A 20808-nucleotide genomic window follows, 5' to 3' on the forward strand; every position below is an offset into this window, starting at 1 on the left:
TTCGAAAGGCGGAAGAGGCGGCGCCTCAGCGGCGGTGGGCCGCGATGTAGAGGCCGACCTGGCGCTCCATCTCGTCGAGCGGCATGGCGCCGTTTTCGAGGATGGCGGCGTGGAAGTCGCGGATGTCGAAGCGGTCGCCCAGCTCCCGCCGCGCGCGGTCGCGCAGTTCGAAGATCTTGAGCTGGCCGATCTTGTAGGCGGTCGCCTGGCCGGGCCAGCCGATATAGCGCTCCACTTCCTTCACGATGTCGCGTTCGGACAGTAGCGAGTTGCGCTGGAAATATTCGATCGCCTGCTCGCGGGTCCAGCGCTTGTGATGGAGGCCGGTGTCGACCACCAGCCGCACCGCCCGCCACAGCTCCAGCGACTGCATCCCGAACTCGCTGTAGGGATCCTCGTAGAAGCCGAGCTCCTGGCCGAGCCGCTCGGCGTAAAGGCCCCAGCCCTCCACATAGGCGGTGTAGCCGCCGAAGCGGCGGAACATCGGCACGCCGTCCAGTTCCTGGGCCAGCGCGATCTGGAAATGGTGGCCGGGCGCGCCTTCATGATAGGCGATCGCCTCCACCTGCGGCTTCAGCACCTGCCGCATGTCGGACAGGTTCACATAATAGATGCCCGGGCGGGAGCCGTCCATCGACGGCTGGTTGTAGAAGGCGACGCCGGCGGTCTGCTCGCGCCATTCCTCGACGGCGCGGACCTCCAGCGGCGCGCGCGGCAGGCGCCGGAACATGCGCGGCGCGGCCGCCATCGCCTGGTCGATGAAGCGGCGCGAATCCGCCAGATACTGCTCCCGCCCTTCGGCGGTGTTGGGATATTGGAAGCGCGGATCGGTCTTCAGATGCTCGAAAAACTGCTCCAGCGTGCCGGTGAAGCCGACGCGGCGCATGATCTTTTCCATCTCGCCGTGGATGCGGGCGACTTCGCGCAGGCCGATCTGGTGGATCTCCTCCGGCGGCAGATCGGTGGTGGTCATCTGGCGCAGCTGGTGGGCGTAGAATTCGGCGCCGTTGGGCATGTTCCAGGCGCCGTGCTGCACCGGCGCGCGCGGCTCGATCGCGTCGAGCGTCGCCAGCATCGTCTCATAGCCGCGGCGGAAGGGGCCGGTGAGCGCGGCGGTCGCGTCGGCGATCAGCCGCTGCTTCGTCTCGGCCGGGGCATCGAGCCGCTCCACCTTGGCGCGGAAATCGGCCATCACCGTATTCTCCGCCCCGCCGTCGAACGGCGCGCCGGTGAGGATGCGGCGCCCGTCGTCGCGCACCGGCGCGAAGGCGAAGCGCGGCGGCACGATGCCCATCTCGGCCTGGCGGCGGGCATTGGCGCTGATCTCGTTCATCACCCGCTCCACCTCGCGCAGGCGGGACACATAGGCTTCGGCGTCCTCGACCGTGTCGACGCGGTGCTGGTTGATGAGGAAAGTGGGGATGTTGCCCATCGGGCTGCCCATCGTGGTGAAGGGCAGGCTGTGCCAGCGCCACTGATGGCCGGCGAGACCGCGCTGCACCTGATCCTCGAACAGGCGGTAGCTGAGCTGACCGGACGGGCCGAGGCGGGACGGATCGAATTCGGCGCGCAGCCGCGCCAGCGCCGCTTCGGCATGGGCGCGCTGCCGCTCGTTCGCCGCGTCGGTATAGTCGTTGAGCCGTCCGTAGTCGCGCTTCATGCCGAGCGCGGTCAGCGTCTGCGGGCTCATCGCCACCTGCTCCTGGAACACCTGGTCCAGGAAAGCGGTTAGGCGGCGGTCCTCCGCATTGGCCTCGGCCGACGCGGCGGCAGGGGCCGCGGGCGCCGCGGCTGCCGGAGCGGCGCTCGCAGCGCGCGGCGCCTCGTTCGCGGCGCAGGCGGCCAGGGACACGGAGGCGAGGAGGAGGAGGATCGGCTGCTTCACGGGCGGGGCATCCTTTTCGGAACGGGAACGAGGCCTTCCTATCGGCGGTTTGCCGGTTCGTGAAGATAGCGACCTTCAACGTGAACGGGGTGAACGGCCGGCTGGCGCGGCTGATCGAATGGCTGGAGGAGAGCCGGCCCGACGTCGCCTGCCTGCAGGAGCTGAAGGCGCCGCAGGACAAGTTTCCGCTGAAGGCGATCGAGCAGGCCGGCTATGGCGCGGCGTGGCAGGGGCAGAGCCGATGGAACGGCGTCGCCATCCTCGCCCGCGGCGCCGAGCCGGTCGAAACGCGGCGGAGTCTGCCAGGCGCGCCCGACGACGCGCAGGCGCGCTATATCGAGGCGGCGGTGAACGGCGTGCTGATCGGCTGCCTCTACGCGCCGAACGGCAATCCGGTGCCCGGGCCGAAGTTCGACTACAAAATGCGCTGGCTGGAGCGGCTCCACGCCCATGCCGCCGATCTGCTCGCCGCCGATTGTCCGGTGGTGCTGGCGGGCGACTATAACGTCATCCCGACCGACCGCGACGTCTACAAGCCCGAGCGCTGGGCCGACGACGCCCTGTTCCAGCCGGAGGCGCGGGAGGCCTATGCCCGGCTGGTGGCGCAGGGCTGGACCGACGCGCTCCGGCATCTGTTCCCGGACGAGCGGGTCTACACCTTCTGGGACTATTGGCGGAACGCCTGGGCACGCGACGCCGGCATCCGCATCGACCACCTCCTCCTCAGCCCGCGCGCCGCCCGGCGGCTGAAGACCGCGGGCGTCGACCGGGAGACCAGGGGCCGCGAAGGCGCGAGCGACCACGCCCCGACCTGGGTGACGCTGGAGGGGTAGGGAGATTGGCGCGCCCTTCCCTCTCCTCCCTGCACGCAGGGAGGGGAGGCCGCGCGGGGCTTGACCCACGGGCGGGGGGCGGGGATGAGGCGGGGCGTTGGGAGGGCCTGCCATGATCCGTCTGTTCGCCGCCGCGGCGGCCGCCTTGCTGCTGGCCGGTTGCGCGACCGTCCCGGGCGTGCCGGAGGCGCCGGCGCGCGCCGTCTATCGCGGGGCGACGTTGATCGACGGGACCGGTGCCGCGCCGCGGGCGGGGATGAGCCTGGTCACCGCAGGCGAGCGGATCGTCGCGGTGGTGCCGGACGCCGAACTGCCGCCGGAAAGCCTCGCCGGGGCACAGGTCCACGATCTTGGCGGCCGCTTCGTCATCCCCGGGCTGATCGACGCGCACCAGCATCTCGCCACGCCGCCCAACCTGCCGCGATCGCGCGCGCTGATGCGTCGCGACCTCTACGGCGGCATCACGGCGGTGCGGGTGATGGCGGACGATCTGCGGCCGGTGGCGGAGCTGGCGCGCGAGGCGCGGGCGGGAACGCTGCCCGGGCCGGACGTCAGCTTCGCCGCTCTGGTCGCGGGCCGCAGCTTCTTCGACGATCCGCGCACCCGCGCCGCGTCCGGCGAATATCGGCCGGGCGAGGCGCCCTGGATGCAGGCGATCGATGACCGGACCGACATCCCGCTCGCCGTCGCCCGCGCGCGCGGCACCGGCGCGACGGGCCTCAAAATCTACGCCAATCTGGAGCCGCATCTCGTCCGCGCGTTGACCGCGGAGGGGCGGCGCCAGGGCCTGGGCGTGTGGGCGCACGGAATGGTGTTTCCCACCCTGCCCGCCGACGTCATCGCCGCCGGGCCGCACGTCGTCTCCCACACCTGCTACCTTGCCTACCAGATCTCCGATCCTGCGCCGAGCACCTATCAGGAGCGCTTCCCGGTCGAGGCGGCGGCGCTGGCGGGCGGCGACCATCCGGCGATGGCCGCCTTGTTCCGGGAGATGAAGCGGCAGGGGATCGTCCTCGACGCGACCCTGCGCGTCTATGGCGAGGCCGAGCGGCGGCAGGCGGCGCGCGGAGGCCCGCCTTACCATTGCAGCCTGGAGCTCGCCGCCACGTTGACCGCGCAGGCGCATCGCGAAGGCGTTGACATCGCGGCCGGCACCGACGGGGCGACGGCGCGGACCGATCCCTGGCCCGCCTTGCACGAGGAGCTGGAACTGCTCGTCGCCCGCGCCGGGCTGACGCCGCTGGAGGCGCTGCGCTCGGCCACGTCGGTCGGCGCGCGGACGATCGGGCTGGAGGAGGAGATGGGGAGCATCGCGCCGGGCAAGCTCGCCAATTTCGTCGTGCTCGCCCGCGACCCCTCCCGGGACATCGGCGCGGTGCGCAGCGTGGTGACGACGGTGAAGCGCGGGCGCGTCTATCCGCGCGCCGGCTTCCGGCCGATCACGGCCGCTGAACTGCCCGATTGACCGCAGGCATTTGCGCGCCGCGCGCGGCGGGCTAAATGGGGCGCAGACGCCGGCTTGTCCGCCGGCCCTTCGGAGTGTTCGAATGCGCCACCTGCTGATGTCCGCCAGCCTTCTCCTCCTCGCCGCCGCCTGCGCGCGCAGCGAGGACGCCAACCTCACCCCGCCCGAGGAAGGCGGCTACAACACGGTCGAGCCGGTGCGCGCGCCGGAGGCCGAGGAGCAGGAGCTGGCGCTCGGCGAATGGCGGCAGTCGCTGCAGGAGGAGCAGCAGGTGGTCGAATTCGGCCCGACCGGGACCGAGCCGCTGATCAGCATCGTGTGCCGTCCGCAAGGCGGCGTGCTGCTGCAGCGCCACGGCGCCGTCCAGGTCGGCGGGTCGGAGATGATGACGGTGACGCTGGGCGGCGAGACCCGCCAGCTCGCCGTCACCGCGGGCACCGGCACGGTGCCGATGCTGGTCGCGGCGGTGCCGTCGAACGAGCCGATGCTACAGGGGCTGGCGACCAACCAGGAGCCGATCACGATCCGCATGGGCGACGGCGCGCCGATCATCGTGCCGCCGAGCCCGCTGGTCGGCGAGTTCATCCGCGGCTGCGCCGCCGACGCCCAGCAGGCGGCGGGCGCCGCGCGCGAAGCCGCCCCGGCCGCGCCGGCGGACGCGGGGAACGCTCAGTAGGGACTGGGGTCCCTCGCCGACGGCAAGGCCTTTTCCGGAGACCTACCCACCCCCGGCTCCTCCCTGCGTGCAGGGAGGGGAGTGTCTAGGCGCGTTCCAGGCGAACCGGGAGGCGGCGGTAGCCGTGGACGAAGCAGGAATTGACCCGCTCCGGCTCGCCGACCTGGACGGGGCGGAGGCCGCGGGCGACCAGCACCTCGAGCAGGGTGCCGATCTGAAGCTCGGCCAGGCGCGCGCCGACGCAGCGGTGGATGCCGAAGCCGAAGGCCAGGTGCCGCCGGGCGTTGGCGCGATCGGCGACGAAGCGGTCGGCATCGTCGAACACCGCCTCGTCGCGATTGCCCGACATGTACCAGATGACGACCTTGTCGCCCGCCTTGATCGTCTTGCCGGCGAGCTCATGCTCGGCGGTGGCGGTGCGGCGCATATGGGCGAGCGGCGTCTGCCAGCGGATCAGCTCCTGCGCGGCGTTCGGGACGAGCGCGGGGTCGGCGGCGACCTTGCCCCATTCGTCCGGCCAGAGCCGGTTCACGACCGGAAGCGCGCTCATCGAATTGCGGGTCGTGTCGTTGCCGCCGACGATCAGGAGGATGAGGTTGCCCAGATATTCCTGCGGCGTCATGTTCCGCGTCGCTTCGGAATGGATCATGCGGCTGATGAGATCGGGCCGCGGCTCGGCGCCCTGGCGCTCCTGCCAGAGGCGGGTGAAGAAGGCGGCGCATTCCCACAGCACCGCCATCCGCTTCGGCCCCAGCTCCGGATCGCGCGCCGCCTCGAGATCGCCCGCCCAGTCGGACCACAAGGTGAGCTTGCGCCGCTCCTCCCACGGGAAGTCGAACAGGATGGCGAGCATCTGGGTGGTGAGCTCGATCGACACCCGGTCGACCCAGTCGAACGTCTCGCCGACCGGCAGGGCGTCGATCACCTCTTCGGTGCGGGCGCGGACGGAGGGGCCGATCCGCTCGATCTCCGAGGGCGTGAAGGCGGGGGCGACGGTGCGGCGCTGGCCGGTATGTTCGGGCCGGTCCATCGCGATGAACATCGGCAGCAGGTCGTCGCCGAACAGAGGCTCGCCTTCGCCCAGGATGGTGATGCCGCCATATTGCCAGGAGGAGGAGAAGATGTCGGGCAGCGCCTCGACATGCATGATGTCGGCATGGCGGGTGATCGACCAATAGGGGCCGAAATCGCTTTCCGGCACGTAATGGACCGGATCCTCGGCGCGCAGCCGGGCGAAGAGCGGCGCGAAGTGGTCTTCCTTCCAAAGAGCGGCGGGACTGACGTCGACCGGCGGGATCGGGCTCGCCACGTCGAGCCGGGGCGTCATCGTCACCATCGTCGCCATGCAAAGCCTCCCGTCCTGCTGACATGGATGAAGATAGCGGAAGCCGACGGCGCTGGGAACGGAAAAGCGGACGGCGCGGGCGCGCCCGGCCCGCCGCCCGGCTTTACAGGGCGGCGGGGGCTCTCTATCCGCCCGCCATGACCGTCCAGCCCACAGATTCCATCCTGATCGTCGACTTCGGCAGCCAGGTCACCCAGCTCATCGCGCGGCGGGTGCGGGAGGCCGGGGTCTATTCCGAGATCGTGCCGTTCAACCGCGCGCTCGAGGGGCTGGAGCGGATGCAGCCCAAAGGCGTGATCCTGTCCGGCGGCCCGGCGTCCGTCACCACCGCCGACAGCCCGCGCGCCGCCGACGCGCTGTTCGAGGCGGGCGTGCCGATGCTCGGCATCTGTTACGGCCAGCAGCTGATGGCGGCGCAGCTCGGCGGGCGGGTGGTGAACGGCGACCATGCCGAATTCGGGCGCGCCTTCATCGAGGTGGTGGACGAATGCCCGCTGTTCGACGGGCTGTGGGCGCCGGGCGAGCGCCACCAGGTGTGGATGAGCCATGGCGACAAGGTCGAGGCGCTGCCCGAGGGCTTCCGCATCGTCGCCCGGTCCGAAGGCGCGCCGTTCGCCGCCACCGTCCACGACGCGCGGCGCTTCTACGGCGTGCAGTTCCACCCCGAAGTGGTGCACACGCCGGACGGCGCGCGGCTGATCGCCAATTTCGTGCGCCACGTCTGCGGCCTCGCCGGCGACTGGACGATGGCCGAGTTCCGCGCCGCCAAGATCGCGGACATCCGCGCCCAGGTGGGCGACGGCAAGGTGATCTGCGGCCTGTCCGGCGGCGTCGATTCGGCGGTGGCGGCGGTGCTGATCCACGAGGCGATCGGCCACCAGCTCACCTGCGTGTTCGTCGACCACGGCCTGATGCGCGCCGGCGAGGCGGAGCAGGTCGTGTCGCTGTTCCGCAACGCCTACAACATCCCGCTCGTCCATGTGGAGGCGGAGGAGCTGTTCCTGTCCGGCCTCGCCGGCGTCACCGACCCGGAGGCCAAGCGCAAGTTCATCGGCAAGACCTTCATCGACGTGTTCGAGGAGGAGGCGCGCAAGATCGGCGGCGCCGAATTCCTGGCGCAGGGCACGCTCTATCCCGACGTGATCGAAAGCGTCTCCTTCACCGGCGGACCGTCGGTGACGATCAAGAGCCACCACAATGTCGGCGGCCTGCCCGAGCGGATGAACATGCGGCTGGTCGAGCCGCTGCGCGAGCTGTTCAAGGACGAGGTGCGCGAGCTCGGCCGCGAGCTCGGCCTGCCCGACGCCTTCGTCGGCCGCCACCCCTTCCCCGGCCCCGGGCTCGCCATCCGCATCCCCGGCGAGGTCAGCAAGGAGCGCTGCGACATCCTGCGCAAGGCCGACGCCATCTACCTGGAGGAGATCCGCAACGCCGGCCTCTACGATGCGATCTGGCAGGCCTTCGCGGTGCTGCTGCCGGTCAAGACGGTGGGCGTGATGGGCGACGGGCGCACCTACGACCATGTCTGCGCGCTGCGCGCCGTCACCTCCACCGACGGCATGACCGCCGACATCTACCCGTTCGACAGCGCCTTCCTGTCGCGCGTCGCCACCCGCATCATCAACGAGGTGCGCGGCATCAACCGGGTGGTCTACGACTATACGTCCAAGCCCCCCGGCACGATCGAGTGGGAGTGAGGCGTTAGAAGCGGGCCTTTCGTCAGGCGTGGTCACCCCTCCCCTTCGGGGGGAGTGGCGAGGGCGCGGCGGGCGGCGGGTTCGTCGGTTTCGTCGACCATCAGGCGAACCGGGGTCATCGCGCCGATGCCGAGGCTGGAGAGGCCCGCGTCGAACAGCACCGCGGCGATGCCGTCGGCGGCGAGGCGGCTGCGGACGATCTCCGCCTCGATCCCGCTCTGGAAGACCTGGAGCTCGACCAGCGCCATCACCAGGGCACGTCCAGCCCGAACGCTTCTTCCTCGGCGGTCGAGCGGCGGCCGAGCATGCGGTTGCGGTGCGGGTAGCGGCCGAAGCGGGCGATGACGTCGTGATGCTTGCGGGCGAAGGCGAGCATCTCGTCGTCGCCGAGCCGGTGGAACAGGATCAGCGACTGCTTCTGATCGTCGAGATCCTCGCTGTGCTGGAAGGGCATGTAGAGGAAGCTGCGCTCCGGCTTGGGCAGCCGCTCGTCGAAGCCCTTGTCGATCGCCGCCTTGGCGATGGCGAGCGCCAGCGGATCGGTCGAGAATTGATCGGCATGGCCGCGATACATGTTGCGCGGGAACTGATCGAACAGGATGACCGCCGCCGCCGCCTTCTCCGGCGAGCCGAGGAATTCGGACGGATGGCGGTCGCGCTGCTCCTGCCACAGCTCCTCGAAGCGCTCCCTGATCTCCGCGTCCAGCGCCGCATCGGGCGACCACCATTGATCGGGCCGGAGGCCGAACCAGAAATCGAGGACGTCGCGGGTCCAGCCGCTCATGCCGCGGTGCCGCCGACGGTGAGGCCGTCGATGAGGAGGGTGGGCTGGCCGACGCCGGCGGGGACCGACTGGCCGCCCTTGCCGCAGACGCCGATCCCTTCGTCGAGCGCCATGTCGTCGCCGATCGCCCGCACTTTGGTCAGCACCGACGGGCCGTCGCCGATCAGGGTCGCGCCCTTGATCGGCGCGCCGAGCCGGCCGTTTTCGATCAGATAGGCCTCGGTGCAGGAGAAGACGAACTTGCCCGACACGATGTCGACCTGGCCGCCGCCGAAGCTCTTGGCGTAGATGCCCTTCTTCGCGCGCGACAGGATCTCGCCCGGATCGTCGCCGCCGCCCAGCATGAAGGTGTTGGTCATCCGGGGCATCGGCGCATGAGCGAAGCTTTCGCGGCGGCCGTTGCCGGTCGGCTCCACGCCCATCAGCCGCGCGTTCAGCCGGTCCTGCATATAGCCCTTGAGGATGCCGTCCTCGATCAGCACGGTGCGGCCGGTGGGCGTGCCTTCGTCGTCGATGGTGAGCGAGCCGCGGCGGTCGCCGACCGCGCCGTCGTCGACCACGGTGACGCCGGGCGCCGCCACCCGCTCGCCGATCCGGCCGGAGAAGGCCGACGTGCCCTTGCGGTTGAAATCGCCCTCCAGCCCGTGGCCGATCGCTTCGTGGAGGAGGACGCCGGGCCAGCCGGGGCCGAGCACCACCGTCATCTCGCCGGCCGGGGCATCGATCGATTCGAGGTTCACCAGCGCCTGGGCGAGCGCGATGTCGATGCCGCGCTGCCAGGCGGCCTCGTCGAACAGGCCATCGTAGAGATAGCGGCCGCCGAGGCCGTGGAATCCGGTTTCCCGCCGCCCGTCGCGTTCGACCACGATCTGGATGTTGAGCCGCACCAGCGGGCGCACGTCGTGCGCGGCAAAGCCGTCGGCGCGCAGGATGTCGACCACCGACCAGGAGCCGGCGAGGCCGACCGACACCTGGACGACGCGCGGATCGCGGGCGCGGGCGGCGGCGTCGATCTTCTGGCACAGCTCCACCTTGCGGGCGAACGGGACGAGGCCGAGCGGATCGGCGTCGGTATAGAGGCTGGCGTTGGTGCGGCGCGGCGGGGCGGCGGGGGCGCCCTTGGCCGAATCGAGCACCTGCATCGTTTCCGCCGCGCGGCGGATGGCGGCTTCGCTCAGCTCGTTGGCATGGGCGAAGGCGGTGGTCTCGCCCGACACGCCGCGCAGGCCGAAGCCGGCCTGGGTGTTGAAGTCCGCCGTCTTCAGCCGGCCGTCGTCGAAGCCGAAGCTCTCCGAGGCGGTATATTGGAGATAGAGCTCGCCGTCGTCGCAGGCGGCGAGCGCCTCGGCGGTGAGGCGGCGGGCGGCGTCGGGATCGAGCCCGCCATCGCGATAGAGGAAGCGGCGCGGATCGGAGAGCATGGTCATGCCCTCCCATATAGGCGCGTCAGACTTCGGCGCCAGTGTCCGCCGGGCCGCCCTTCAGGATGAAGCGCTTGTCGCAATAGCCGCAATCCACGAAGCCCTTCTCGTCGATCTGCAGATAGACGCGCGGATGGCCGAGCGCGGGATGGGTCGCGGACGCCCCGTCGCAGGCGACGCGCGGCAGCGAGGTGTAAGCGACTTCGGGCACGAAGGGATCGTCGATGGCCATGCCCGCGCCTTAGCAACAGCGAACCGGGGGGACAATCGGGTTCGGCGACTCGGGTCGGACCGGGGCGGAGGAGGCTAAGGTTCGGAAGGTTCGGCGTGCGGGAAAAATCCCGTCGATCAATGCGAGCGGATTGATCGATCGGGGCGATCAGAGGTCGGGCGGGGTGATGGGTGCGGTGGCGCATTCCCAGGATTGAACCAGAAAGGTTCGCTGTAGGACAGCTTTTTCTTGAGGCTTTGGGTGGGTTCACGCGAAGGCGGGAAGGCGCGAAGGGGGGTTTTCGCGCAGAGACGCAGAGGCGCGGAGGGTTCGGAGCGGGTGCGGCCCGGAGGGCAAGTCTGCAAGGGCGGTGGGGACGGCGGGTGATCCGGGAAGCGCTGAGCGCGGCGCGGCACGGCCCTTCTGCGCCTCTGCGTCTCTGCGCGCCACCTTGCTTTTCCGCGCCTCCGCGTGAAACGACGGCGCTGGAGTCCGTCTGCAACGGCGGTGAGCCGAGCGCCTTGGTGCATGTTTTCTGGCGACGAGCGCATCCAAGAGTGGCTCGGTCATATCATCGGCGGGCCTGCGGCACCCGGTGGACCTTGATCGAGGGCCGGCGGTATCATAAAGTGATACAAGGATGAAGGAGGCCCCATGCCCGCCAGCTATTCGCTCGGCCCCCATTTCGAGGAGCTGATCCGGCGCCAGGTGCGGAGCGGCCGCTATGCTTCGGCGAGCGAGGTGGTGCGCGAGGGGCTGCGGTTGATCGAGGAGCGCGAGGCCGAGCGCGAGGCGCGGCTGGAGGCGCTGAAGACGGAGATCGCCCGGGGCCGGGAGAGCGGGCCGGGCATACCGGCCGGGGAGGTGTTCGCGAAGGCGCGGGCGCGGATCGGCGAGGCCGCGGGCGGGCGGAAGGCGCGTTGAAGCGGCTGGAGTTCGCGCCGGAGGCGGAAGCGGACCTGATCGACATCGCAACCTATATCGCCGCCGACAATCCGGAACGCGCGCTGAGCTTTGTCGACGAGCTGGAGGCAAGCTGCGCCGGCCTGCTCGACTATCCCGATAGCGGACGCGAGCGCCCCGACCTGGCCCCCGGCCTCCGCTCGAAGCCGCACGGGCGCCACGTCATCTACTACACGCCGGGAGTGGACATGGTGCGGATCGAGCGCATCTTGCACGGAGCGCGGGATGTGGAGGGTGAGTTCGGGAAGGAGAAATAAGAGAGATACTGCCGACTCTGAACGCGTGCCTCGCCCTATATGTCGCGAGCAAAAGTTGATGAGGAGGAAGAATGATCCAGCAGTTTGCTGACCTGCTCGGCATCACTCGTGGAGAATCTGTATTCCGGCAAATTTCCGAGGTACGATGCTTTATCCAAACTGCCTGCCCGAATCTTCCACGACTGCCTCATAGAAGCCTTCTTCCTTGCTGCACGGTGGACGCGGGCCGATCAATAGCCCTCGATCCAAGACTCGCCGTCCGGCTGACTGGGCGTTCAACTCAGAAACTTGTGGAACTGAGGGAGACTGAAACCCAACGTGGTTCTCTCCTGCTTTTCGGGTCCTCGCTCCACCGCCCCCTTACCACTTCCCGCCCGCATCCTCGATCGCCTTGAGGAGGGCCTTCTTGCTCTCGGTGCGGCGGTTGCCCTTGTTGCGGGGAATGCGTAGCGGCCCGTTCTTCGCTTCGTAGGCGGCGCGGCGGGCGGCGATGTCCGCGGCGAAATCCACGAGCGGGACGGGGGCTGGCTTATCCTTCGAGGTCCGCGACGCCATATTCGCCTGCGCTTTCATGCCGGATGCGCTTTTCCATATAGTCGCGATCCACGTCGGCATGAAGGGCGAACAGGCGCCTCGCTTGCTCCAGCATCTCCGGCGCGGCGCCGGAGGCATATTGCCCCATGCGATCGGCGATCATGTCTTCCACCGATATGACCGCGGCCACACCGTCTTCGCCGAGATCGATCAGCCGCACGCGTTCGCGCTCCGCCAGTCCGCCCAGCAGCGAACGCGCCACCACCTCGAAGCCGAGTTGAAGATCGGGATGGATCCAGCCCCGCGTCGCACGTCCCCGCCCCGAGGGTCGAATGAAGCCGAGCCGCCGCAGCTCTTCCTCGAACTCCTGCTGCCACGGCGTGACGATGTCGAAATCGCCGGTGTTCAACGCGCTGCTCGTATAGATTTCGACAGCAGCACCGCCGACCAGCACGGGAGCGGACAAACCGCGCGCCTTCATCGCTTCACTCGCCCGGCCGAATAGGCGCAGGGCCTGTTCGAATTGCGGGCGGTAGACGCTCACTCGGCGGCTTCGCGGAGTTTGCGCTTGCGGGCGGCGGCGGGTTTATTCCGGCCTCCGGCTGCAATCGGGGGGGTGCCTCGGCTCCGCGCGGCAGGGGCGGGGTTGGCGAGGAGGGGGGCGAGATAGTGGCCGGTGTAGGAGCGGGGCTCCTGCGCCACTTGCTCCGGCGTCCCTTCGGCGACCACCTCGCCGCCTTTGTCCCCGCCCTCCGGTCCGAGGTCGAGGACCCAGTCCGCCGTCTTGATCACCTCCAGGTTGTGTTCGATCACCACGACGGTATTGCCCTGGTCCACCAGCGCGTGGAGCACCTCGAGCAGCTTCCTCACATCCTCAAAATGCAGCCCCGTGGTCGGCTCGTCGAGAATGTACAGCGTCTGCCCCGTCGCCCTCCGGCTCAGTTCCTTCGCCAGCTTCACCCGCTGGGCCTCGCCGCCGCTGAGCGTCGTCGCCTGCTGGCCGACCTTGATGTAGCCCAGGCCCACTTCCTCCAGCATGCGCATCTTGTCGCGGATCGGGGGGACGGCCTTGAAGAATTCGGCGGCGTCCTCGACGGTCATGTCGAGGATGTCGGCGATGCTCTTGCCCTTGAACTTCACCTCCAGCGTCTCGCGGTTGTAGCGGGCGCCGTGGCAGACGTCGCAGGTGACGTAGACGTCGGGGAGGAAGTGCATCTCGATCTTGAGCAGGCCGTCGCCCTTGCACGCCTCGCAGCGGCCGCCCTTCACGTTGAAGCTGAACCGGCCCGGCTTGTAGCCGCGCGCCTGCGCCTCCGGCAGGCCCGCGAACCAGTCGCGGATCTGGGTGAAGGCGCCGGTATAGGTGGCGGGGTTGGAGCGCGGGGTGCGGCCGATCGGCGACTGATCGATGTCGATCACCTTGTCGAGATATTGGAGGCCGCTCACCTTGTCGTGCTTGCCGGCCTGCAGGCGGGCGCCGTTCAGATGCCGCGCGGCGGCGGCGTAGAGCGTGTCGATGGTGAAGCTCGACTTGCCCGATCCCGACACGCCGGTGATGCAGGTGAAGGTGCCGAGCGGGATGCCGGCGGTCACATCCTTCAGATTGTTGGCGCGGGCGCCGTGCACCGTCAGTTTCTTGCCCGTGCCCTTGCGGCGGGCGGCGGGAAGGGCGACGGCGCGCCGGCCGGTCAGATAGTCGGCGGTGAGCGAGGCCTCGTTGGCGAGCACTTCGTCGAGGCTGCCGCGCGCCACCACCTCGCCGCCATGGACGCCGGCGCCCGGGCCCATGTCGATGACGTAATCGGCGGTGCGGATCGCATCCTCGTCATGTTCGACGACGAGCACGGTGTTGCCGAGATCGCGCAGGCGCTTGAGGGTGACGAGCAGCCGGTCGTTGTCGCGCTGGTGAAGGCCGATCGACGGTTCGTCGAGCACGTAGAGCACGCCCGACAGGCCGGAGCCGATCTGGCTGGCGAGGCGGATGCGCTGCGATTCCCCGCCGGACAAGGTGCCCGACGTGCGGTCGAGGCTCAGATAATCGAGCCCGACATTGTGGAGGAAGCCCAGACGCTCGTTGATCTCCTTCAGGATCGCGCGGGCGATCTCGCGCTGCTGCGGCTCGAGCCGGTCCTCCAGCGTCGCGAAGAAGGCTAGCGCATGGCCGACGGCGCGGCGCGTCGCCTGGCTGATGTCCTCGCCCGCCACCTTGACGCTGAGCGCCTCGGGGCGCAGGCGCGCGCCCTTGCAGGTCTCGCACGGGGCGGCGGACTGATATTTGGACAGCTCCTCGCGCATCCAGGCGCTTTCGGTCTGCAGCATGCGGCGGTTGAGATTGCCGATCACGCCTTCGAACGGCTTCTTCACCTGATAGGATTTGCGCCCGTCGACGAAGGTGAGCGTGACCGGGCGGCCGTTGGTGCCGGTGAGGATCACGTCCTGCACCTCCTGCGGCAGATCCTTCCACGGCGTGTCGAGCGCGAAGTCGAACTCCTCGGCGAGGCTGGCGAGCACCTGCATGTAATAAGGGCTGGGCGGATTGGAGCGCGCCCAAGGCACGACCGCGCCCTTCTTGATCGACAGATGCTCGTTGGGGACGATGAGGTCCGGATCGAACAGCAATTTCTCGCCCAGCCCGTCGCAGGCCGGGCAGGCGCCCTGCGGCGCGTTGAAGCTGAACAGCCGCGGCTCGATCTCGGAAATGGTGAAGCCGGAGACCGGGCAGGCGAATTTCTCGGAGAAGATGATCCGGCCCGGGGGGGCGTTGGACTGGAGGACGGCGCGGGTCTCGGAACCCCCTCCACCAGCCTGCGGCTGGTCCCCCTCCCCGTCCCGGGGAGGATCGGCGGGGTCGAGATAGACGAGGCCTTCCGCCAGCTTCAGCGCCGTTTCCAGGGAATCCGCCAGCCGCGTCTCGATGCCTTCGCGCACCACCAGCCGGTCGACCAGCACCTCGATGTCGTGCTTGTACTTCTTGTCGAGCGCGGGGGCCTCGTCGATGTCGTAGAGGGTGCCGTCGACGCGGACGCGGGTGAAGCCGTCCTTCTGCCACTGGGCGAGCTCCTTGCGATACTCGCCCTTGCGGCCGCGCACCACCGGCGCGAGCAGATAGAGCCGGGTGCCCTCGGGCAGCGCCATCACCCGGTCGACCATCTGGCTCACCGTCTGGGCGGAAATGGGAAGGCCGGTGGCGGGGCTGTAGGGCACGCCGACGCGCGCCCAGAGCAGGCGCATATAATCGTAGATTTCGGTGACGGTGGCGACGGTGGAGCGCGGGTTGCGCGACGTCGTCTTCTGCTCGATCGAGATGGCCGGCGACAGGCCCTCGATATGGTCGACGTCGGGCTTCTGCATCATCTCCAGGAACTGGCGCGCATAAGCCGACAGCGATTCGACGTAGCGGCGCTGCCCCTCGGCATAGATGGTGTCGAAGGCGAGGCTGGACTTGCCGGAGCCCGACAGGCCGGTGATCACCGTCAGCGTCTCGCGCGGGATGTCGATATCGACGTTCTTGAGGTTGTGCTCGCGCGCCCCGCGCACGGAAATATGGGTCAGCATGGGCCCGCTCGTTCCACCTATGTTCCTGATCTAAAGCCGCGCCCGCTCCGCGTCAACGCGAACAGCGCAGATGGGGGCGCGGGTGGTGAATGGCAAGGCGGACCCCCCGGGATCGGCCGCCATATTGATCCTCCCGCCGCTTCGCGCGTTGTGGGGGGATGAGGAGATTTGCCTTACCCCTGCTCGCTTTGCTCGCCGGCTGCGCGGTGCCCGGGGCGGCGCCCGAGGAGCAGGGGCGCGCGGGGGCAGCGCAGGGCGCGCCGGCGTGGCCCGCGGTGGCGGCGGGCGAGGAGCCGGCGGCGGTGGTGCGGGGGACGGCGCGGTTCGGGGTCGATCTTTATCGCCATCTGGCGGCGGAGGAGGGCAATCTGTTCTTCTCGCCGGTCGGCATCGTCACCGCCTTCGGCATGGCGCAGGCCGGCGCGCGCGGCGCGACCGAGGCGGAGATCGCCCGGGTGCTGCACTATCCGCTGCCCAACGAGCGGCTGCAGCCGGCGCTGGGCAGCGTGCTGCGGGCGCTGCCGATCGCGGCGGAAGGGCGGCAGCTCACGGTCGCCAACGCCTTGTGGGTGCATCGCGACCAGCCGCTCCGCGCCGAATATGCCGAGCTGCTGCGTGCCCAGTACGGCGCCGCGCCCGAGCAGGCGGATTTCGAGCTGCGGCGGGCCGAGGCGGCGGCGCGCATCAACGCCTGGGCCGAGCGCAACACCAACGGCCGCATCCGCAACCTGATCGGCCCCGACGATCTCGACGCGCAGACCCGGCTGGTGCTGACCAACGCGGTGTGGATGAAGGCCGACTGGTACCACCCGTTCGAGCCCGGCGCCACCGAGCGGCGCGCCTTCCATGCCGCCGCGGGCCCGCCCGCGCAGGTGCCGTTCCTGCGCACGAAGGAGCGCGCCTTCCGCCATATCGACCGGCCCGAGCTCCAGGCGATCGAGCTGCCCTATCGCGGCGAGGAGCTGTCGATGATCGTGATGCTGCCCAAGGGCGGCGGCGGGATCGGCGCGTTCGAGCGGCAGCTGAGCGCGGACCGGCTGGAGGCCTGGCAGGCGGAGCTGCGCGCCGCCGAGCCGGTGGTGGTGGACCTCGCGCTCCCGAAGATCCGGCTGGCGACGCGCTACCGGCTGGAGTCGGCGCTGCGCGCGCTCGGCATGGCGGTCGCCTTCAGCGGCGACGCGGATTTCTCCGGGATCGGCGGCGACGAGGACCTCGCCATCGACAAGGCGATCCACCAGACCTTCCTGCAGGTGGACGAACAGGGCACCGAGGCGGCGGCCGCGACCGGCCTCGTCATCCGCACGGTGAGCGCCCCGCCGCCGCCCCAGGCGCGCTTCCACGCCGACCGGCCCTTCTTCTTCCTGATCCGCGACAATCGCAGCGGCGCCCTCCTGTTCATGGGCCGGATCGCGGCGCCGGCGCCGCTGGAATGAGCCGGCGCTGACCGCGCTTGGGGAAGAGGCCCGGCGGTGCTAAGGCGCCGCCATGCTCAATCTGAAGGACATCACGGTCCGCCTCGGCGGGCGCACCATCCTTGACGGCGCCAGCGCCGCCCTGCCGCCGCGCGGGCGGATCGGCCTGATCGGCCGCAACGGCGCCGGCAAGTCGACCCTGGTGCGGGTGATCGCGGGCCAGATCGAGCCCGACAGCGGCAGCGCCGAAATGCCGCGCGCCGCCCGGCTCGGCTATATCGCGCAGGAAGCGCCCGGCGGCAGCGCGTCGCCGTTCGAGACCGTGCTCGCCGCAGACACCGAGCGCGCCGCCTTGCTGGAGGAAGCTGAGCGCAGCCAGGACCCGCACCGGCTCGGCGACATCCACGAGCGCTTGAACGCGATCGACGCCCATTCGGCGCCGGCGCGGGCGGCGCGGATCCTGGTCGGCCTCGGCTTCGACGAGGCGGCGCAGCACCGCGAGCTGGAAAGCTTTTCCGGCGGCTGGCGGATGCGGGTCGCGCTCGCCTCCCTGCTCTTCTCGCAGCCCGATGTGCTGCTGCTCGACGAGCCGTCCAACCATCTCGATCTCGAGGCGGTGCTGTGGCTGGAGGATTTCCTGAAATCCTATCCGGCGACCATCGTCATCGTGAGCCACGAACGCGACTTCCTCAACAATGTCGTCGACCATATCCTCCACCTCGATCGCGGCAAGCTGACCCTCTATCCGGGCGGCTACGACGCGTTCGAGCGCCAGCGCGCCGAGCGCCAGGCGCAGCAGGCGGCGGCGCGCGAGAAGCAGCTCGCCGAGCGCGCCAAGCTGCAGGACTATATCGCCCGCAACAGCGCCCGCGCCTCGACCGCCAAGCAGGCGCAGTCGCGCGCCAAGGCGCTGGCGCGGATGCAGCCGATCGCGGCCGTGCTCGACGATCCGTCGCTGTCGTTCGACTTTCCCGATCCCGACGAATTGCGTCCGCCGCTGATCACGCTCGACATGGCGAGCGTCGGCTATGGCGCCGATCCGGTGCTGACGCGGCTCAACCTGCGGCTCGATCCGGACGACCGGATCGCGCTGCTCGGCCGCAACGGCAACGGCAAGACGACGCTGGCGCGGCTGCTCGCCGCGCAGCTCAAGCCGATGGAGGGGGAGATGAACGCCTCCGCGCGGATGCGGGTCGGCTATTTCACCCAATATCAGGTGGAGGAGCTGCGATCGGACGACACGCCGCTCGACCATATGACCCGGCTGATGCCGGACGCGAAGCCGACGGCGGTGCGCGGCCAGCTCGGCCGCTTCGGCTTTTCGGGCGAGAAGGCGACGACCAAGGTCGGCAAGCTGTCGGGCGGGGAGCGGGCGCGGCTGGCGCTGGCGCTGATCACCCGCGACGCGCCGCACATGCTGATTCTCGACGAGCCGACCAACCATCTCGACGTCGACGCGCGCGAGGCGCTGATCCAGGCGCTCAACGCCTATAAGGGCGCGGTGCTGATCGTCAGCCACGACCGCCACATGCTGGAAATGACCGCCGACCGGCTGGTGCTGGTCCATGACGGCACCGCGCGCGATTATGACGGCAGCATCGAGGATTATATCGGCTTCGTGCTCGCCGGCGACGCCAAGCCCGCCGGGCGGGCCGAAAAGGTCAACAAGAAGGACGCGCGGCGGATGGCCGCCGAAGCGCGCGAAAAAGGCGCGGCCCTGCGCAAGCGCGCCAATGAGTCCGAGGCCGAGCTCGCCCGCCTCACCCGGGAGCGCAGCGCCATCGACCTCGCCATGTTCGACCCCGCCGCCGCCGACGCCGCGCTCGCCGGCCTCACCATGACCGACCTGATGAAGCGCCGCGCCGCCGTCGAACGGAGGATCGAAGCCGCCGAGACCGCCTGGCTGGAGGCCAGCGAGGCGCTGGAAGCGGCGGCCTGACGGGCGCCCGCTCCTCCCTGCGACGGGAGGAGCTGTGGGGCTCAGCTGGGGCCGAGCGAGGGGAGGGCGGCGTCGACGAGGCCGCCGTCGACCACCAGGGTATGGCCGATCACATAGTCGCCGGCGCGGCTGGCGAGGTAGATGGCGGCGGCCGCCATGTCCTCCGCCTCGCCGATCCGGCGGGCGGGAATGCCGGTCGCGATCGCGTCGCCATGGTCGCGCGCGGCCCGGTTCATCTCGCTGGCGAAGGCGCCGGGCGCGATCGCCGTCATCAGGATATGCTCCTTGACGAGCCGCGCCGCCATCCGCCGCGTCAGCTGGATCACCGCCGCCTTGGACGCCTGGTAGGAATAGGTCTCCATCGGATTGAGCCGCAGGCCGTCGATCGAGGCGATGTTGACCACCTTGGCGGGCCGCGCGAGGCTCGCCGCGGCGGCGAGCTGCGGGTGGAGCGCCTTGGTCAGGAAGAACAGCGACTTGACGTTGAGGTCCATCACCTTGTCCCAGCCGCTCTCCGGAAATTCGAGATAGTCCGCGCCCCAGGCCGCGCCGGCATTGTTGACGAGGATGTCGAGCCGTTCCTCGCGCTGGGCGATCTCCGCCGCCAGCGCCTCGCAGCCCTCCACCGTCGACAGATCGAGCGGGATGCCGACCACCCGGTCGCCGAGCGCCGCCACCGCCTCTTCGACCTGCGCCTCCTTGCGGGCGCTGATATAGACCCGCGCCGCGCCCGCCGCGAGGAAGCCCTCGACGATCATCCGTCCGATCCCGCGCGAACCGCCGGTGACGAGCGCGACCCGTCCTTCGAGGCTGAACAGGCTTGCAAGATCCATTGGCCGTCACTCCCTTTTCGATGCGCGGCAAGGTGTAGCGGCTGGACGTGCGCGGCGCGAGTCCGGAGAGATCAGCCGTCGGCCGCCAGCTTGTCCTGCGTGCGCGTGTCGAAATCGGCGGCGTCGTGGCGCTCGTGCAGCTGGAAGGCGGGATCGCCGGTGACCCGGTTCACCATCCGTCCGCGCCGCACCGCCGGGCGTTCGCCGACCTCGTCCGTCCAGCGGCGGAGGTTCTTGTAGGCGGCGACGTCGAGGAACTCGGCCGCCTCGTACAGCTCGCCGTTGGCGAGCGCGCCGTACCAGGGCCAGATCGCCATGTCCGCGATCGTATAGTCGTCGCCGGCGACGTAGCGGCTTTCGGCGAGCCGCCGGTCGAGCACGTCGAGCTGGCGCTTCACCTCCATCGCATAGCGGTTGACGGCATATTCGATCTTGAGGGGCGCATAAGCGTAGAAATGGCCGAAGCCGCCGCCCAGGAAGGGGCCGCTGCCCATCTGCCAGAACAGCCAGGACAGGCATTCGGCCCGCGCCGCGCCTTCGGCGGGGAGGAAGGCGCCGAACTTTTCCGCGAGATAGACGAGGATGGCGCCCGATTCGAACACCCGCACCGGCTCCGCGCCGCTCCGGTCCGTCAGCGCCGGGATCTTCGAATTGGGATTGACCGCGACGAAGCCGCTCCCGAACTGGTCGCCGTCCTGGATGCGGATCAGCCAGGCGTCATATTCGGCGCCCGCATGGCCGAGCGCGAGCAGCTCCTCCAGCATCACCGTCACCTTGACGCCGTTCGGGGTCGCCAGCGAATAGAGCTGGAGCGGATGGCGGCCGACCGGCAGTTCCTTGTCGTGCGTGGGGCCCGCCACCGGCCGGTTGATGTTGGCAAAGCGCCCGCCGCTCGCTTTGTCCCAGGTCCAGACCTTGGGCGGGGTCCATTCGCCGCTGCTCTCTTCGCTCATCCGCGTCCTCCTTCGGCTTGCCGGAACGCCCCCTTCGGCGCTTCG

19 protein-coding genes are annotated in these 20808 nt (G+C 69.7%); 8 read left to right on the forward strand and 11 right to left on the reverse strand.

Annotation, left to right across the window (positions count from 1 at the left end; translation table 11 throughout):
* Positions 1-25: 25 nt before the first annotated feature.
* Positions 26-1885, reverse strand: coding sequence for a DUF885 domain-containing protein (locus ACK4K7_RS00520; protein ID WP_431863164.1), 1860 nt, complete (start codon positions 1883-1885; stop codon positions 26-28).
* A gap of 59 nt (positions 1886-1944) precedes the next feature.
* On the opposite strand from ACK4K7_RS00520, the gene xth reads away from it, so the two are divergent.
* The 3 genes from xth to ACK4K7_RS00535 all read left to right on the forward strand — a co-directional run bounded on the left by xth (position 1945) and on the right by ACK4K7_RS00535 (position 4859).
* Complete coding sequence (gene xth, locus ACK4K7_RS00525) at positions 1945-2718, forward strand: exodeoxyribonuclease III (RefSeq protein WP_431863165.1); 774 nt, start codon at positions 1945-1947, stop codon at positions 2716-2718.
* Between the two features lie 112 nt (positions 2719-2830).
* On the forward strand, positions 2831-4183 hold the full coding sequence (locus ACK4K7_RS00530) for an amidohydrolase family protein (protein WP_431863166.1): 1353 nt from the start codon (positions 2831-2833) through the stop codon (positions 4181-4183).
* A gap of 82 nt (positions 4184-4265) precedes the next feature.
* Positions 4266-4859: a hypothetical protein gene (locus ACK4K7_RS00535; RefSeq protein ID WP_431863167.1), complete on the forward strand. Its 594-nt coding sequence runs from the start codon at positions 4266-4268 to the stop codon at positions 4857-4859.
* Positions 4860-4944: 85 nt separating this feature from the next.
* Here the strand turns inward: ACK4K7_RS00535 and ACK4K7_RS00540 are convergent, their stop codons facing one another.
* The gene (locus tag ACK4K7_RS00540; protein ID WP_431863168.1) at positions 4945-6204 is read right to left on the reverse strand and encodes a cytochrome P450; all 1260 of its coding nucleotides are present in this window, start codon (positions 6202-6204) and stop codon (positions 4945-4947) included.
* A 137-nt stretch (positions 6205-6341) separates the two neighbouring features.
* On the opposite strand from ACK4K7_RS00540, the gene guaA reads away from it, so the two are divergent.
* The gene (gene guaA / locus ACK4K7_RS00545) at positions 6342-7901 is read left to right on the forward strand and encodes a glutamine-hydrolyzing GMP synthase (protein ID WP_431863170.1); all 1560 of its coding nucleotides are present in this window, start codon (positions 6342-6344) and stop codon (positions 7899-7901) included.
* Between the two features lie 32 nt (positions 7902-7933).
* Here guaA and ACK4K7_RS00550 read toward each other — a convergent pair whose 3' ends face one another.
* Genes ACK4K7_RS00550 through ACK4K7_RS00565 form a run of 4 tightly spaced genes read right to left on the reverse strand, consistent with a single transcriptional unit; the run spans position 7934 to position 10338 of the window.
* A complete protein-coding gene (locus tag ACK4K7_RS00550; protein WP_431863615.1) occupies positions 7934-8149 on the reverse strand; it encodes a DUF2007 domain-containing protein in 216 nt (71 codons plus the stop codon).
* Entirely contained in the window at positions 8149-8685 is a 537-nt protein-coding gene (locus ACK4K7_RS00555; RefSeq protein WP_431863171.1) for a DUF924 family protein, read from the reverse strand. The genes ACK4K7_RS00550 and ACK4K7_RS00555 overlap by 1 nt, the downstream gene beginning before the upstream one ends.
* On the reverse strand, positions 8682-10112 hold the full coding sequence (gene tldD, locus ACK4K7_RS00560) for a metalloprotease TldD (protein WP_431863172.1): 1431 nt from the start codon (positions 10110-10112) through the stop codon (positions 8682-8684). Before tldD ends, ACK4K7_RS00555 begins: the two co-directional genes overlap by 4 nt.
* A gap of 19 nt (positions 10113-10131) precedes the next feature.
* Positions 10132-10338: a zinc-finger domain-containing protein gene (locus ACK4K7_RS00565; RefSeq protein WP_431863173.1), complete on the reverse strand. Its 207-nt coding sequence runs from the start codon at positions 10336-10338 to the stop codon at positions 10132-10134.
* A 633-nt stretch (positions 10339-10971) separates the two neighbouring features.
* Between ACK4K7_RS00565 and ACK4K7_RS00570 the strand changes: the two genes are divergently transcribed.
* On the forward strand, positions 10972-11241 hold the full coding sequence (locus ACK4K7_RS00570; protein WP_431863174.1) for a type II toxin-antitoxin system ParD family antitoxin: 270 nt from the start codon (positions 10972-10974) through the stop codon (positions 11239-11241).
* On the forward strand, positions 11238-11537 hold the full coding sequence (locus ACK4K7_RS00575; protein ID WP_431863175.1) for a type II toxin-antitoxin system RelE/ParE family toxin: 300 nt from the start codon (positions 11238-11240) through the stop codon (positions 11535-11537). Before ACK4K7_RS00570 ends, ACK4K7_RS00575 begins: the two co-directional genes overlap by 4 nt.
* A gap of 360 nt (positions 11538-11897) precedes the next feature.
* On the opposite strand, the gene ACK4K7_RS00580 is transcribed toward ACK4K7_RS00575, so the two are convergent.
* The 3 genes from ACK4K7_RS00580 to uvrA are packed head-to-tail and all read right to left on the reverse strand — an operon-like array spanning position 11898 to position 15626.
* Positions 11898-12047, reverse strand: coding sequence for a hypothetical protein (locus ACK4K7_RS00580; protein WP_431863176.1), 150 nt, complete (start codon positions 12045-12047; stop codon positions 11898-11900).
* A gap of 19 nt (positions 12048-12066) precedes the next feature.
* Positions 12067-12615, reverse strand: a complete 549-nt coding sequence (locus ACK4K7_RS00585) for a hypothetical protein (RefSeq protein ID WP_431863177.1) — start codon at positions 12613-12615, stop codon at positions 12067-12069.
* Positions 12612-15626 (reverse strand): excinuclease ABC subunit UvrA, encoded by a 3015-nt coding sequence (uvrA, locus tag ACK4K7_RS00590; RefSeq protein WP_431863178.1) that lies wholly within the window; start codon positions 15624-15626, stop codon positions 12612-12614. The genes ACK4K7_RS00585 and uvrA overlap by 4 nt, the downstream gene beginning before the upstream one ends.
* 158 nt (positions 15627-15784) lie before the next feature.
* On the opposite strand from uvrA, the gene ACK4K7_RS00595 reads away from it, so the two are divergent.
* Both ACK4K7_RS00595 and ACK4K7_RS00600 read left to right on the forward strand, forming a co-directional pair.
* Positions 15785-17059 (forward strand): serpin family protein, encoded by a 1275-nt coding sequence (locus ACK4K7_RS00595; protein WP_431863179.1) that lies wholly within the window; start codon positions 15785-15787, stop codon positions 17057-17059.
* Positions 17060-17111: 52 nt separating this feature from the next.
* A complete protein-coding gene (locus ACK4K7_RS00600; protein ID WP_431863180.1) occupies positions 17112-18977 on the forward strand; it encodes an ABC-F family ATP-binding cassette domain-containing protein in 1866 nt (621 codons plus the stop codon).
* Positions 18978-19018: 41 nt separating this feature from the next.
* On the opposite strand, the gene ACK4K7_RS00605 is transcribed toward ACK4K7_RS00600, so the two are convergent.
* The gene (locus ACK4K7_RS00605) at positions 19019-19810 is read right to left on the reverse strand and encodes an SDR family oxidoreductase (RefSeq protein ID WP_431863181.1); all 792 of its coding nucleotides are present in this window, start codon (positions 19808-19810) and stop codon (positions 19019-19021) included.
* A 71-nt stretch (positions 19811-19881) separates the two neighbouring features.
* Positions 19882-20763: a glutathione-dependent disulfide-bond oxidoreductase gene (gene yghU / locus ACK4K7_RS00610; RefSeq protein ID WP_431863182.1), complete on the reverse strand. Its 882-nt coding sequence runs from the start codon at positions 20761-20763 to the stop codon at positions 19882-19884.
* Positions 20764-20808: the final 45 nt, after the last annotated feature.

The sequence above is a fragment of the Allosphingosinicella sp. genome (genome assembly GCF_046295735.1).
Lineage (GTDB): Bacteria > Pseudomonadota > Alphaproteobacteria > Sphingomonadales > Sphingomonadaceae > Allosphingosinicella.